Raw genomic sequence first — 13,982 nt, forward strand, 5'->3', positions numbered from 1 at the left:
TACGGCGCCGTGAACGTCTTCATGACGGACGCGGCGCCGTTTCGCTTTCCCACCTCTGGGCGGATTCAGACGCTCGGCAAACCTGATTGTGAGCAACATCACTGGCCGTTCAACGAGCACTCAGCGGTCCGCGCGGCCGCCGGACGCGCGGGCCGGATCAGGAACACTCCCGTACATCGATCCGCCCTGACCTCGGCAGCATCCGCCCTGGTCACCCACCCCTCTGTGCACTACCCCGGGAGCCGGAGCCATGCATCACGAAGACTCGTCGAATCCGATAGTGCGCAACACCATGACAGGCCATATGCTGTGACTAACAAACCTGTTGACCGTTTTGGACCAAGATTCCGAACTTTCCGGTTTGATTAGGCTGGAAATCCGGCACCAATTCTGATAGCAATAGGCTATGGACCCGCATTTGCGCGACCTGCGGTATTTCGTCGCTGTCGCTGAGGAACTGCATTTCACCAACGCCGCACAGCGGCTGCACATCGCACAACCCACCCTCTCGCGCCAGATCCGGCAGCTGGAACGCCAGCTCGATGTGGTCCTGTTCGATCGCAATCAGCGCAGTGTGGCACTCACCGTCGCGGGCAAGGAACTGCTCGACGGCGCCCGCAAGATCCTGGAGCTGTGGGAAGTCACCAACTCCTCCCTGCAAGAGGCCGGTGAGGTGCTGCGCGTCGGCATCCAATCCACCCTCGGCCGCGGACTGCTCAACGACCTGGAAAGCGCGAGCGGCCACCGGCTCGCCCTGCACGCCGCCTCCTGGACCGACCCGTCCAGCGGCCTGGCAGGCCGGCAGGCCGATCTCGCGCTGGTCTGGCTGCCCCTCCCCGATCCGAACCGGTACCGCTGGGAGGTGCTGCGCACCGAGGACCGCTGGGTGCTGCTGCCGGAGAACCACCGGCTGGCCGATCAGGAAACCATCGACTTCGCCGACCTGATGGACGAGCCGTTCGTGGCGCTGCCGCCCGAGGCGGGCGCGGTCCGCGACTTCTGGCTCGGCAACGACGGTCGCGGCGGGCGTCAGCCCAAGATCGGCGCCGAGGCCGCCACCCCGGAAGACAAACTGGAAGCGGTCAGCCTCGGCCTCGGCGTGTGCCTGCTCGCCGAGAACAACGTGCCGATGTACCGCTGGCCCGGCCTGACCGCCCGCCGCGTCACCGGGCTCGCTCCGTGCGAGCTGGCGGTGGCCTGGCGTGCCGACGACAACCGGCCGACCATCCTGGAATTCGCCGGCCGGGCCGCGCAGGGCGGGTTCGCCGGCAAACCCGCCCTGGCGGTCTGAACCACCGGGACTTTCCGAGCTAGTCCTGCCCGGACGGCCGATCCGCGGTCGTCCGGGGCCATGGGTGCTGCTGCTCCAACTGGGCCGCCAGCCGCAGCAACGTCGACTCGCTACCCGGCGGGCCCGCCAGCTGCGCCGCCACCGGCGTACCGGACTCCGGGTGCAGCCCCATCGGCACCGTCATCGCCGGCCACCCCACCAGATTCCACATCGGGGTGAACGGTGAATAGCGCGGGCTGTTGATGAAGTTGGTCAGCCAGCCCTTCGCGTGCCAGGCCTTCGCCTGCGGCGGCGGCAGGGCCAGCGCCGGGGTGATCACCACGTCGTAGTTTTCGAAGAACTCGACCAACCGCGCCTCCACGCGTTCGACCTGCGCGGGCCGCACCAGATTCAGCCGGACGATCAGGCGTCCCAGCGCCAGATGACGACGGGTGCGTTTCTGCAACAGCTCCGGATGCGGCAGCTCGTCGGCCTCCGGGATCGCCAGCATCGGCCAGCGCAGCATCACCGCGGTCACCGCGTCGCCATACGGCAGTTTCACCGAGTCGACCGCGTGTCCTGCCGCGGCCGCCGCCGATCCGGCCGTGCGCGCCGCCGCGGTCCAATGCCGGTCCACTTTGATCAGCGGACTCGGCGCGTTGACCGCGAGCGCGACACGCAACGGCCCCGCAGCGTCGACGTCGGCCAATTCCGGCCGGCCTGCCATCACCGAGAGGGTGAGCGCCGCGTCGGCGACAGTCGTTGCCAGCACACCGTTTTCGGTCATCCCGGCCCATGAGTCCGGGCCGACCTCGGCGGGAACCACCCCGCGCCCCGGCTTGATCCCGACGACGCCGCAGCAGGCCGCCGGAATGCGTACCGAACCCAGACCGTCGTTGCCGTGCGCGACCGGAACCAGCCCGGACGCCACCGCCGCCGCGGCCCCACCCGAGGACCCGCCGCAGGTGCGCTCGGGATTCCACGGGTTGCGGGTGATGCCGTCGGGGCCGTCGGTCATGCCCCACAGGCTCAGTTCGGGCACCGTGGTCAGCCCGACGACCACCGCGCCTGCCTCCCGCAGCCGGGCGACCACCGGGTGGTCGGCGGCCGCCGGAGCCGGATCGGTGGCGAGCGATCCGTCCAGCACGGTTTCGCCCGTCACCGCGACATTGTGTTTGATCGCCACCGGCACACCGGCCAGCGGCAGTGCGTCCAGATCACGCTGTTCCAGTTCGGCCGCCTCCGCGCGCGCCTGCTCCGCGCGCACCACGTCGAAGGCATAGACCGCGGCATTGCCCTCGTCGATCCGGGCCAGTGCGGCGTCCACCTCCGCCGTCGGCGTCGTCGTCGCCTCGCGCACCCGGGCCGCGGTCGTGACGACCGGACCGGGTGGAGTGATCGTGTCATTGCCCGCATGCGAATTCGCGGGCTCTAGTGCCCCCATCGGTGCCCTCCTGCCGTGGCCTGCCCGTCGTCGGGCTCGGCCGCGTTCATCCAGCTCGTAGCCCGACGCAACGTTGCCGAAACCGGGTGAGACACCGTGCCGGTGGACGTATCATTGCCGATTACCGGTCGCCGTCGATGGCGTCGGGTGTGGCGGAGTTTATCGGCAACCCCGTCGGCCGACCAGTGCACGTTTTACGGCATCCACCCAGCAACCCTTTGGGGATCATGAGCGCCGAACCGGAGACCACCCCCGATCCACCTCCCGCAACGAATTCCGTTGCGGGAGCGGCCTCGCCGGATTTCGACGGCGAGGCGACCACCCAGGCCGAGCAGCCCACCCGCACCACGGCCGCGCCCTTCGACATGGCCACCCAGCTCGACACCGGGCCTGGCAGTGGTCCCGGCACCGGTCCCGGCACCGACGAGGCGCTGGACCGGATCGAGGTGGGCACGAGCATCGGCGATTTCGATCTGCTCACCGGGCTCGGCAGCGGCGCCTTCGCCCGCGTCTTCCTGGCCAGGCAGCGTTCGCTGCAACGGCTGGTCGCGGTCAAAGTGTCCGCCGACCACGGCACCGAACCGCAGACGCTGGCCCAGCTCGACCACGACTACATCGTGCGGGTTTTCGACCAGCAACTACTCGAATCCGGCCGGGCCCGCGGCTCGCGGCGGCTGCGGTTTCTCTACATGCAGTTCCTACCCGGCGGGACGCTGCTCGGGGCGCTGCGCTGGGTGCGCGCCACCCCGCCCGACGAACGCAACGGCAGGCTGCTGCTGGACGCGGTCGACACCGCGATGGAGGAAAAGGGCGAGATCCGGCCCACCGATTCCAGCGTGCGCGCCGAGATCGCCACGCTCAGCTGGCCGGAAACGGTGGCCTGGCTCGGCAGGCGGCTGGCCGAGGCGCTCGATTACGCCGCCTCGCACGGGGTGCTGCATCGCGACGTCAAACCGGCCAATGTCCTGCTCACCGCCGAGGGCGTGCCCAAACTCGCCGATTTCAACATCAGCTTCAGCCGCAATGTGGAAGGCACGAGTCCGGTCTCGTACTTCGGCGGGTCACTGACCTACATGTCGCCCGAACAGCTCGAGGCCTGCCATCCCGGCCGCGAACGCAGCGCCGGCGACCTCGACACCCGCGCCGACATCTACTCCCTCGGCGTGCTGCTGTGGGAGCTGCTGACCGGCGCGAAACCGTTCGACGACACCACCGCGGGCGCGGGCGATCAAGGCGACGACACCACCCTGGAAGCCATGCTGGAGCGGCGCAGCACCGGCGTCGACGAGGCCGCCCTGGAACGGCTGCCACCCGATTGCCCCGCCGCGCTGCGCCGAGTGCTGCTCACCTGCCTGGAGCCGGACCGGGACCGGCGCTGGCCCAATGGCGCGATGCTGGCCAGGCAGTTCGACACCTGCCTGGATCCGCGCGCCCGCGAACTCGTCGACCCGGCCCCGGACAGCTGGCGGCTGCGGCTGCGGCCGTGGATGGTTCCGGTGCTGCTGTTCGCGCTCGGGGTACCCAACGCGCTGGCCTCGCTGTACAACATCGAGCACAATCACCAGCTGATCGTCAGCAGGCTCTCCGAAGAAGCGCAGCGCAATTTCGTCATCATCACCGGCATCGTCAACTCGATCCTGTTCCCGACGGGTATCGCGGTCGTGCTGTATCTGGCCCGCTACGTCCTGCGGGTGACGCGCGGGCTGCGCAAGGGCAAGCGCTTCGACCCCGACACCCTGCGCCGGGCCAGACGCGACACGCTACGGCTGGGCGATCAGGCCGTCGCCGTCGCGTTCACGCTGTGGGTGGTCGCCGGGTTCGCCTTCCCCATCGCGCTGCGGCTGACCACCGACGACCTACCCGCGCGCGGGGTGTGGCATTTCCTCGCCTCGCAGGCGGTGTGCGGCGCCATCGCGGTCGCCTACCCGTTCTTCCTCGCCACGTTCTACCTGGTGCGCTGCGTCTACCCGATCTTCCTCCGGCACGGTGACGTCAGTTCCGAGGACGCGGGCTGGCTACGCAGCCTGGACAAACGCTGCAACGGCTATCTCGCGGTGGCCGCGTCGGTGCCGTTGCTGGCGGTGGCCGGGGTGACGTTCCTGCCGCCCACCGACATCGCGGAGGTGATCGTCGCGGTCCGGGTGCTGTGCGTGGGCGGCATCATCGCCTTCGTCGGCACCTACGTGGTGTTCCGCGCGCTCGAAGCCGATCTGCGCGCCTTGGAGCGGGTGGTGTCACCGGGCGATCCGGTGACCAAACGCTTGGCAGCCGCCTAGCTCAGGCTTCGCCGCCGTAGACCTTCGGGTGCAGGGTGCCGATGTAGGGCAGGTCGCGGTAGCGCTCGGCGTAGTCGAGGCCGTAGCCGACGACGAATTCGTTCGGGATATCGAAGCCGACGTGCGCGACCTCGACCTGGGTGCGCAGGGCGTCGGGCTTGCGCAGCAGGGTGACCACCTCGAGCGAGGCGGGGTTGCGGGTGGACAGGTTTCGCATCAGCCACGACAGGGTGAGACCGGAGTCGATGATGTCCTCGACGATCAGCACATTGCGCCCGGCGATGTCCTTGTCCAGGTCCTTCATGATGCGCACGACGCCGGAGGACGAGGTGGACGAGCCGTAGGAGGACACGGCCATGAATTCCAGCTGGGTGGGGATCGGCAGCGCCTTGGCCAGATCGGTCATGAAGAAGATCGCGCCCTTGAGCACGCCGATCAGCAGCAGATCACCCTCGGGGGCGTCGGGCGGATAGCGCTTGGCGATCAGTTCGGCCAGTTCCCTGGTCTTGTCGGCGATCTGTTCCTCGGTGATCAGCACCGACGCGATGTCGTCCCCGTACACGTCCGCTGGTTCCCTTCCCTGCGTTGATCCGCGGTGCTCTCGCGGGCCTTCCGTGGTCACGCCGCGCTGTCGCCTCGGGGCCCGTCACTCGCGCTCGCCCGGGCGAACCCGATCGGTATGCGCGAGTGTCAGCCTGCCACGTTCACGCCCAGCAACCAACCTCGTCCCCGGTTCGCCGCCGCCGACCGCGACCGCGCCTTGGCCACGCCAGGCGGTAACCAATTGGTCGACGGCGTGTAAATGTTTGCCGGTCAGGGCTTTCGCGCCGCCGTCGAGTAGCCAGAACCGGATGGCCCGGCGGCGCAGGGCGGCGGGGGCAGTGGCGAGCGTCTCGCAGGACAGGGTCACGTCATGAGTGCCGGCCGGTTGCTCCCCCGCGTGGCTCGCCACCCGCAGCAGGTCGCGGGCCAGCTCGTCGAGCACCGCGTTGTCTTCTCGTAGTTGCGCGGCCGTGCGACCGAGCGCCTCGGCCACGCCACCACCGAGGACGTCCTCGAGCAGCGGCAGAACCTCGGTGCGCAGCCGGACCCTGGTGAACTCCGGCGAATCGTTGTGCGGGTCCTCGTGCGGGGTGAGGCCGAGGTCGGCGCACGCCTGCCGGGTGACGGCGCGCCGCACGCCGAGCAGCGGCCTGCCCCACGGTGGTGTGTAGGGCGCCATGCCTTGGATGGAGCGCGGGCCCGAACCGCGGGCCAGGCCGAGCAGCACGGTTTCGGCTTGATCGTCGAGGGTGTGGCCGAGCAGGACCGGTAGGCCCTCGCGAGCCACTTCGAGCGCGGCGTACCGCGCCTTTCTGGCGGCCGCCTCCATTCCGCCTTCGCGGCCGACGTCGACCGGCAGCACGTGCGCCGACCGGCAACCGAGCTTCAGTGCCGTCGCCGCAGCCGTCGCCGCCACAGCCGCCGATCCGGGTTGCAGGCCGTGATCCACGACCAGCGCGTCGACCGCATCGCATTCGGCCACGGCGGCCGCGGTCAACGCCAGCGAATCCGCGCCACCGGACAATGCCACGGCGACTTCGGCGCCGAGATCATGGCCGGTCCGCCAGGCACGCACGGCGTGACGCAGCTCGAGCACGGCCCGAGTCTCCACGAGGCGCGCGCCCACGGGCCGAGCCGACGCCGCATCGGGACGTTCGGACGCCCGTGACGACCTGTCGGCCGCCTCCGACGCCGATCCGCTCATCCCAGGACGCGGCTGATCCACCGTTGCGGGTCTTCGATCTCGTCCGGGCGCGGCAGGGTGTCGGCGTCGGTCCAGACGGTGTTGAACCGCTGCATGCCGACGGCATCGACGACGTGGTCCACGAAGGCCTTGCCGCGCACGTACTGCGCCACTTTCGCGTCGACGCCGAGCAGCGCGCGCAGCAGCCGCTGCACCGGGTTGGTCGGGCGTTTGCGGCGCTGGTCGAAGGCGGCGCGGATCTGTTCGACGGTCGGGATGACCGAGGGGCCGACGGCGTCCATCACATGGTCGGCGTGGCCCTCGAGCAGGGTGCCGAGCATCAGCAGCCGGTCCAGCGCCTCGCGTTGCGGTGCGGGCTGGGTGGCGCGCAGCAGGCCGACCACACCGCGGGCGGCGGGATCGTCGGGTGTGCCGTTGCGGCGGCGTTCGCGCACCTCCGAGACCAGGCGGGCGAGCATATCGGCCATCGGTTCGTCGCCGACCTCGCCGAGGACGTCGACATTGGCGCGCATGTAGTCGGCCAACCAGGGCGCCGAGGAGAACTGCACCCGGTGGGTCACCTCGTGCAGGCAGACCCAGAACCGGAAGTCGCTCGGCTGCACGCCGAGCGCACGCTCCACCGACATGATGTTGGGCGCGACCAGCAGCAAGGTGCCGTCGCGGCCGGTGAACGGATCGTATTGACCCAAGATCGCGGTGGACAGGAAGGCCAGCATGGCCCCGGCCTGCACGCCCGCCGGTTTCCCGGTGAACGGGCCGCGTCCCTCGCCGACGCCGGTGCCGGTGAGCTGGGCCATCGAATCGGCGGCCGCGCCGATCCAGCCCGGCCGGTCGACGATGCGGGCCTGCGGGACCGGTTCGTCGTCGAGCAGACCGGTGACCTGACGTACCGGCGCTTCGGCGCGCACCGACGCGTCGGCGAGTTCGCTGACCACCTGTTCGGCGGAATACCTGCTGGTGCGCGGCCCGGAGGGGACCAGGGCGGCGCCGGTGCGGGCAGCGATGCGCCAGTCGACGGCACCGGACAACCGGGTACGCCCAGCGGCTTTGCCGGCCGCGTCGACGGCACCACCGCCCGATTCGACGGCACCGGATTTGCCGGGGCGTTGTTCGGTCGTCATAGGTCACCCACCCGTCAGGAGCATCCGCAATTACGCAGTGTGGCCGCGATGGCATCCAATGCGGGTCTGCTCACCTCCGGCGGCCGATCGCTCGACATCAACGCGAAGGTGAGGACTCGTCCATCACTGTCCAGCACATACCCGACCAACGTGCTCGCCACCGACAGAGTTCCGGTCTTGGCTCGCACCCAGCCGGCGCCGTCCCGGTCTCGCACCACATAACGGCTGGTCAGCGAGCCGGTAGCGCCCGCGACAGGCAGATCATCGAGCAGCGGGGCGAGCTTGGCCGACAGCGAGGGTTCGGTGCCGGAATCCTGGGCGGGGGACGCTCCGGGACGCACGATGCCGCCGGGCCGCAGACCCGGTTTCGTGGTGGCCGGTGTGCTCGCCTGCTCGGCGATCTCGTCGTCGCGTGCCGCCGTGGCCAGGATGCGGTCGAGCACCTGCGCCGGGATGCGGTCGTCGACCGACAGGCCGCTGGTGTCGTGCATGCTGACGCCGGTCAGGTCGAATCCGGCCTGCTCGAGCGTCGCCTGCACCGCGGCGGCGGCACCGGCGAAGGAGGCCGGGCGGCCGGTGGCCTGGGCGATTTCGCGGCCGATGGTCTCGGCGAGCACGTTGTCGGAGTGCACCATCATCGCGTGCAGTCGCTGCGCCAGCGGCGCCGAGGAGACGCTCGCGATCTGCTTCGAACCGGTGGGCGCGGTGCCGGGGCGGACCCGGTCCGCGCCGAGGCCGAGTTCGGCCGCCAGCCGTCGGCCGACGTCGAGGCCGGGGGTTTCGGAGCGGGGTGCGTATTCGACCAGCGGGTCCAGCCTGCCACCGTCGAGCATGAGCGGGTCGATCGGTGCGATGGAACCGCCGGGGATGTCGATCGGGTCCCAGCCCTGCGCCATGGTGGGGCCCGAATACAGCGAGGTGTCCACCACGATGGATTCGACCGGGATCTGCGCCGCCCGGATCTGGTCCACCAGATCCGACAGTTTCGGCCCGTCCGGGTAATAGCCCTTGCCGTCCGGTTGCGCGGTGAGCGTCGGATCACCGCCGCCGACCAGCACGATCTCCCCCGGCGCCGAACCGGCGACCACCGTGGTCTGCACCCGCTGGTCCTCGGGCAAGGTGAGCAACGCGGCCGCGGTGGTCAGGATCTTCAATGTCGAGGACGGCACCATCGGCTTGGCGGCATCGGCGCTCCACAGCACCGTGCCGGTGTCGGCGTCGGTCACCGAACCGGCGAAACCACCCAGATCCGGGTTCGACACCACCGGGGCCAGCGCCGCCGCCACGCCCGCCGCGCTCGGTGCGGGCGCATCGTCGGGTGCGGGCGCGACCGCGGGGAACGGCCGGACCGGCACCGGCGGCTCGGCGATGGTGAGCCCGCCGTGCCGGAACTCCTCGCTCCACGGCTTCACGGTCACCGCGACCCCGGTGCCCACCGCGAGCAACACCACCAGCGTGGTGATCAGACCGATCCACATCCGGCGCCGTCGCCGCGAGGCCAGCCCGCCGATGTTCTTACCCACCACGTTGTCCGCCGTCTCCTCACGCCCGCCACATCCGCTTGGCCCACACTATCCTCGTTCGGCTACCGTTCCCCCGAACGACCTGGCGCGTCGGCGGCCGTCGGCCCGCTGAACAGCCGCAGTACACCAGAGGCACCGGAAGAAGGAGTTGGCGTGGAGTTCGACGTCACCATCGAGATCCCCAAGGGTTCGCGCAACAAGTACGAGGTGGACCACGAGACCGGACGGGTCCGGCTCGATCGTTTCCTCTACACCTCCATGGTGTACCCCGCCGATTACGGCTACATCGAGAACACCCTGGGCGAGGACGGTGACCCGCTGGACGCGCTGGTCCTGCTGCCCGATTCGGTGTTCCCCGGCGTCATCGTGGAGGCCCGCCCGGTCGCCATGTACAAGATGACCGACGAGGCCGGCGGCGACGACAAGGTGCTGTGCGTGCCCGCCGGTGATCCGCGCTGGGAACACATCCAGGACCTGAAGGACGTCCCGGAGTTCGAGCTGGCCGCGATCAAGCACTTCTTCGAGCGCTACAAGGACCTCGAGCCCGGCAAGTACGTGAAGGGCTCGGAGTGGGTCGGCCGCGCCGAGGCCGAGGCCGAGGTCGAGGCGTCCATCCAGCGCCTGAAGGACCAGGGCGGACACTGAGCGACCGGCTCCTGGCCGACGGCTGATCCGCCGATCGGTAGCCGGAGAACGATCGAGCGGCACATCATCGAGGGCTCGTAGTGGGCTTTCTCGGTGATGTGCCGCTCGGCGTTTGTGTATGGGTGGTGTCGGCCGGCTGACTGCTCAGCGCCCCTTGAACTGCGGCGCCCGCTTCTCGAACACGGCCTGAATGGCCTCGGTCAGGTCCTCCGACGGCAGGAACGCGGCGTTCCAGGCCGACACGTACCGCAGCCCCTCGGCCACCTCGGAGGCGTTGCGCTGGTGCATGACGTCCTTGGCGCCCTGCACCACCAGCGGCGGGTTGGCCGCGATCTCGCGTGCGGTGGCGTGCGCGGCCTCCAGGGTGGCCTGCTGATCGTCGAAGACGTCGTTGACCAGGCCGATCTTCTCCGCCCGCGCGGCGTCGATGTCCTTGCCCGTGTAGGCGAGCTCACGCAGGTGGCCTTCGCCGATGATGGCGGGCAGCCGGTGCAGCGAGCCGATATCTGCGACGATGGCGACCTTGGCCTCGCGCAGGCTGAACTTGGCGTCGGCGCTGGCGTAGCGGATGTCGACGGCGGCGATCAGGTCGAGGCCGCCGCCGATGCACCAGCCCGACACTGCGGCGATGACGGGCTTGCGGCAGTCGGCCACCGCCGTCACCGCGGCCTGCATCCGGCGGATCTCGTGCAGGAAGTCGGTGCGCGGCGCGGCCAGCGCCTTGTCGGCCAGCAGCGGGCCGAAGGTCCCGCTCATCGCGGGCAGGTCGAGGCCGTAGGAGAAGTGCTTGCCCGAGCCGGTCAGCACGATCGCGCGGACCTCGGGGTCGGCGTCGAGGGCGGCGAAGATCTCGGGGAGCTCACGCCAGAAGTCCGGTCCCATCGCGTTGCCCTTGCCCGGGCCGGTCAGCGTGACCTGCGCTACGTGGTCGCTGGTTTCGACGGTGAAAGCCTGCCAATCAGTCATCTGTACAGCGTATACACGCCGGTAACGGCGGCGATACCGTGTGGGAGGGAACCTGTTATCGCTCGCCCGGCACTCGCCACCGGTTCGCTCTACCCTGGATTCATGCGCAGGTCACTTCCTCCGGTCGCCTGCCGGGTCGCGGACACCCTGATCGCCCGTGGCCACCACGGCGTCATCGTCACCCACCCGGATCGACCCACCGCCGCGGCCGACGCTGCCCGCGCCCTCGGCGTCGACATCGGCGCCATCACCCTGGCCCGGTTGTACCTGCTCGATGACGATCCGGTGCTGCTGCTGGTCTCCGGCGGCCACGAGGTGGACCTGACCCACACCGGCGAACGCCTGGAAGGAACCCTCACCCCGGCCCCCGACGAGCTCGTCCTCGAAGTGACCGGCCACCCGGTGGACGCCGTCGCCCCCGTCGGCCATCCGACCAATATCCCCACCTGGGTCGACACCGCCCTGTCCCACCACCGCGAACTGTGGGCGGCCGGTGGTCATCCGGATGCGGTGTTCCGCACCACCTTCCGGGAACTGGTGCGCATCACCGCGGGCCTGCCGATCGACGTGGACTGAACCGCGCGCGGCGCAGGCAGTAGTTTCGTCATGTGACCGACGCGCATGAACCGACCGCCTCGGAAGCCCCGCTGCGGGTGCCCGACGACCTGAGCGGGATCACCGCCGAGCAGTACCGGGCCTCGATGCGGCACTATCCGTCCGGGGTGACGGTGGTGACGTTGTCATCGCCGAACGGCCCGGTCGGGTTCACCGCGACCTCGTTCGCGTCGCTGTCGCTGGAGCCGCCGCTGGTGTCGTTCAATATCGCGCACACCTCGTCGAGCCTGGCGGCGATGAGCGAGGCGGATTCGGTGGTGATCCACTTCCTCGGCGAGCATCAGCGCCATATCGCGCAGCGGTTCGCGCGCAGCGCCGAGGAACGGTTCACCGACCGGTCGCTGTGGACCACACTCGATACCGGCGAGCCGGTGCTGCACGGCACGCCGATCTGGCTGCGCACCACCGTCGAGCAGCGCATTCCGATCGGCGATCACACCTTCATCGTCGGCCGGGTGACGCGCGTGCACGATGCCACCGAGGAGAAGCCGGCGGCCGCGCCGCTGCTGTATCACAACGGGCGCTACCACCGGCCCACTCCGCTGGACGAGGATTGACCTCCGATCCGGGAAGCCGGCTCACGCCGGACATTCCGAGCGCACACGCTGCTCGAATCCGCCGCGGCGATCCGAATCTGGCGCATCCTCACACGTCGCCGGCACTCGAAGTGTGCTGGCTGCTCGCTCGGCGACACCATCGCCGAGTACGAGCCGTCCCGCCCGCGATCAGCCGATCTCGCACGGCGCCGCACCGGAAGTGTCGGCGCCGGTGAACGACCGGGTTTCGGGTGTGGGGTTCCACAGCCCGTCGATACGGGTGTAGTTCCACCGCGGCCCGTCCTGCACAAGCGTCGCGACGGCCGAGACCAGCCGATCCACGTCGGCGGAGCTGGTGCCGAGGCCGATGCTCGCGCGCAGCGCGCCGTCGAGCCCGAGGCGCGCCAGCAGCGGATGCGCGCAGAACCGTCCGTCGCGCACGCCGATTCCGTGTTCGGCCGACAGATACGCCGCTACCTCGCCGGGCGCGAAACCGTCGAGGGTGAATGCGACGATGCCGACGGTGTCGGGGCTGTCGGACCACAGCCGCAGCAGCCGCACACCCGGAATCGCGCACAGTCCTTCGCGCAGCCGTTCGGCCAGCCGCCGTTCGTGGTCGATCACCCGGTCGGCGTCGATCTCGGACAGCGCATCGCAGGCCGCCGCCAGCGCCGCCACACCGAGGACGTTCGGCGATCCGGCCTCGTGCCGCTGCGGCGCCGGCGCCCAGTCCGCGCCGTCCACCCGCACCTCACGCACCGCGCCACCGCCGGCCAGGTACGGTGGCGCCGCATCGAGCCAATCCCGCTTACCCACCAGCACCCCGGCACCGAATGGCGCGTACAGCTTGTGCCCGGAGAAGGCGAGGTAGTCGATTCCGCACTCGCGCAGGCTGATTCGCCGATGCGGCGCCAGCTGTGCGGCGTCGACCAGGATGCGGGCGCCGCACTGGTGAGCGATCTCGGCCAGCCGGGCCAGCGGCAGCACCTCACCCGTCACATTGGAGGCACCGGTAACCGCAAGCAGCGCAGCCGGTTTCGCGCACAACTCGGCGACGATGCGGCGGATCGTCTCCTCGACGGTGTCGGCCGCGGTCACCACGCGCCGCCCACGCCGTTGCCAGGGCAGGAAATTGGCGTGATGTTCGACATCGAGCACCACCGTGTCGCCGGGCACGCAGGCGGCGAGCAGGTTCAGCGAATCGGTGGTGTTGCGGGTGAAGACCACCACCTGGTCGTCGGTCGCGTCCAGGAAACGGGCGACCGAACCGCGGGCGGCCTCATAGCATTCGGTCGAGATCCGCGAGGCGTAGCCGGCGCCGCGGTGCACGCTGGCGTAGAAGGGCAGCAGCCGCTGCACCCGGTCGACGACCTGGGCCAGCGCCGGTGCGCTCGCGGCATAGTCGAAATTGGTATACGTGCAGGTCCCGCCCTGTACGAGGGGCACCTGGAGGTCGTCTCCGGACACCCGGGCGAGGGCGGCACAGGTCTGATCGAACACAGCAGTCATCACGTCATCCCATCGGCTGAGGGACTCGCGAAAGGGGGATTCGTCGAGTCCGCGCTTGCCGCGCCCGGTCGGGCGTCGGCCCGGTCGTCACCCGGAGCACCCCACCGCGGAGGAGGGTTGCCGGCCAGCAAGCCGGGGCTTGACGCTGGCGCTCATGACCTGATGGCGAGATTGACAGACCGGCCGCGCCGCTGTCAACCCGTCGCGCGCTGCGGGTACCGTTGACTACTGGTCACCGGGGCATTTTCCGTTTGCCCACTGGTAACCCTCGTATGAAACAACCGTCTTCGAGAATTAGTTGGTGAGGCCGTACCGCCGAACATGGCTACT

General features: G+C 69.7%; 12 protein-coding genes and 1 riboswitch. Of the genes, 5 read left to right on the forward strand and 7 right to left on the reverse strand.

What is annotated here, in order from left to right; all coding sequences use genetic code 11:
- Window positions 1–406 precede the first annotated feature (406 nt).
- Window positions 407–1,291: a LysR family transcriptional regulator gene (locus FEK34_RS10395; protein ID WP_138447663.1), complete on the forward strand. Its 885-nt coding sequence runs from the start codon at window positions 407–409 to the stop codon at window positions 1,289–1,291.
- Between the two features lie 19 nt (window positions 1,292–1,310).
- Here the strand turns inward: FEK34_RS10395 and FEK34_RS10400 are convergent, their stop codons facing one another.
- On the reverse strand, window positions 1,311–2,714 hold the full coding sequence (locus FEK34_RS10400) for an amidase (protein ID WP_249358962.1): 1,404 nt from the start codon (window positions 2,712–2,714) through the stop codon (window positions 1,311–1,313).
- A gap of 227 nt (window positions 2,715–2,941) precedes the next feature.
- Here FEK34_RS10400 and FEK34_RS10405 point away from each other — a divergent pair, with 227 nt between their 5' ends.
- Window positions 2,942–4,990 carry a protein kinase domain-containing protein gene (locus tag FEK34_RS10405; RefSeq protein WP_138447664.1) on the forward strand — a complete coding sequence of 683 codons (2,049 nt, stop codon included), beginning with the start codon at window positions 2,942–2,944 and terminating at the stop codon, window positions 4,988–4,990.
- A 1-nt stretch (window position 4,991) separates the two neighbouring features.
- On the opposite strand, the gene hpt is transcribed toward FEK34_RS10405, so the two are convergent.
- The 4 genes from hpt to FEK34_RS10425 form a co-directional block, all read right to left on the reverse strand.
- Window positions 4,992–5,552, reverse strand: coding sequence for a hypoxanthine phosphoribosyltransferase (hpt, locus tag FEK34_RS10410; RefSeq protein WP_130918622.1), 561 nt, complete (start codon window positions 5,550–5,552; stop codon window positions 4,992–4,994).
- Between the two features lie 84 nt (window positions 5,553–5,636).
- A complete protein-coding gene (tilS, locus tag FEK34_RS10415) occupies window positions 5,637–6,737 on the reverse strand; it encodes a tRNA lysidine(34) synthetase TilS (protein ID WP_432760942.1) in 1,101 nt (366 codons plus the stop codon).
- Complete coding sequence (locus FEK34_RS10420; protein ID WP_249358965.1) at window positions 6,734–7,858, reverse strand: zinc-dependent metalloprotease; 1,125 nt, start codon at window positions 7,856–7,858, stop codon at window positions 6,734–6,736. Before FEK34_RS10420 ends, tilS begins: the two co-directional genes overlap by 4 nt.
- Before the next feature lie 14 nt (window positions 7,859–7,872).
- A complete protein-coding gene (locus FEK34_RS10425; RefSeq protein ID WP_171048179.1) occupies window positions 7,873–9,336 on the reverse strand; it encodes a D-alanyl-D-alanine carboxypeptidase/D-alanyl-D-alanine-endopeptidase in 1,464 nt (487 codons plus the stop codon).
- A gap of 198 nt (window positions 9,337–9,534) precedes the next feature.
- On the opposite strand from FEK34_RS10425, the gene FEK34_RS10430 reads away from it, so the two are divergent.
- Window positions 9,535–10,026, forward strand: a complete 492-nt coding sequence (locus FEK34_RS10430) for an inorganic diphosphatase (protein ID WP_138447666.1) — start codon at window positions 9,535–9,537, stop codon at window positions 10,024–10,026.
- Between the two features lie 144 nt (window positions 10,027–10,170).
- Here the strand turns inward: FEK34_RS10430 and FEK34_RS10435 are convergent, their stop codons facing one another.
- Window positions 10,171–10,992 carry a crotonase/enoyl-CoA hydratase family protein gene (locus FEK34_RS10435; protein WP_138447667.1) on the reverse strand — a complete coding sequence of 274 codons (822 nt, stop codon included), beginning with the start codon at window positions 10,990–10,992 and terminating at the stop codon, window positions 10,171–10,173.
- A 102-nt stretch (window positions 10,993–11,094) separates the two neighbouring features.
- On the opposite strand from FEK34_RS10435, the gene FEK34_RS10440 reads away from it, so the two are divergent.
- Together FEK34_RS10440 and FEK34_RS10445 are read left to right on the forward strand one after the other, a co-directional pair.
- Window positions 11,095–11,568: a YbaK/EbsC family protein gene (locus FEK34_RS10440; RefSeq protein WP_138447668.1), complete on the forward strand. Its 474-nt coding sequence runs from the start codon at window positions 11,095–11,097 to the stop codon at window positions 11,566–11,568.
- 32 nt (window positions 11,569–11,600) lie between these two features.
- Window positions 11,601–12,164, forward strand: a complete 564-nt coding sequence (locus FEK34_RS10445) for a flavin reductase family protein (protein WP_138447669.1) — start codon at window positions 11,601–11,603, stop codon at window positions 12,162–12,164.
- Between the two features lie 168 nt (window positions 12,165–12,332).
- On the opposite strand, the gene FEK34_RS10450 is transcribed toward FEK34_RS10445, so the two are convergent.
- Window positions 12,333–13,652 (reverse strand): aminotransferase class V-fold PLP-dependent enzyme, encoded by a 1,320-nt coding sequence (locus tag FEK34_RS10450; RefSeq protein WP_138447670.1) that lies wholly within the window; start codon window positions 13,650–13,652, stop codon window positions 12,333–12,335.
- Between the two features lie 46 nt (window positions 13,653–13,698).
- Window positions 13,699–13,812: riboswitch (SAM riboswitch) on the reverse strand.
- Window positions 13,813–13,982: the final 170 nt, after the last annotated feature.

It is taken from the genome of Nocardia cyriacigeorgica (assembly GCF_005863245.1).
GTDB lineage: Bacteria > Actinomycetota > Actinomycetes > Mycobacteriales > Mycobacteriaceae > Nocardia > Nocardia cyriacigeorgica_C.

Excerpts from the sequence above, each read along its gene's own strand:
- FEK34_RS10395 (WP_138447663.1), top strand. The coding sequence starts at position 407 with ATGGACCCGCATTTGCGCGACCTGCGGTATTTCGTCGCTGTCGCTGAG.
- FEK34_RS10400 (WP_249358962.1), bottom strand. The coding sequence starts at position 2,714 with ATGGGGGCACTAGAGCCCGCGAATTCGCATGCGGGCAATGACACGATC.
- FEK34_RS10405 (WP_138447664.1), top strand. The coding sequence starts at position 2,942 with ATGAGCGCCGAACCGGAGACCACCCCCGATCCACCTCCCGCAACGAAT.
- tilS (WP_432760942.1), bottom strand. The coding sequence starts at position 6,737 with ATGAGCGGATCGGCGTCGGAGGCGGCCGACAGGTCGTCACGGGCGTCC.
- FEK34_RS10420 (WP_249358965.1), bottom strand. The coding sequence starts at position 7,858 with ATGACGACCGAACAACGCCCCGGCAAATCCGGTGCCGTCGAATCGGGC.
- FEK34_RS10425 (WP_171048179.1), bottom strand. The coding sequence starts at position 9,336 with ATGTGGATCGGTCTGATCACCACGCTGGTGGTGTTGCTCGCGGTGGGC.
- FEK34_RS10435 (WP_138447667.1), bottom strand. The coding sequence starts at position 10,992 with ATGACTGATTGGCAGGCTTTCACCGTCGAAACCAGCGACCACGTAGCG.
- FEK34_RS10440 (WP_138447668.1), top strand. The coding sequence starts at position 11,095 with ATGCGCAGGTCACTTCCTCCGGTCGCCTGCCGGGTCGCGGACACCCTG.
- FEK34_RS10450 (WP_138447670.1), bottom strand. The coding sequence starts at position 13,652 with ATGACTGCTGTGTTCGATCAGACCTGTGCCGCCCTCGCCCGGGTGTCC.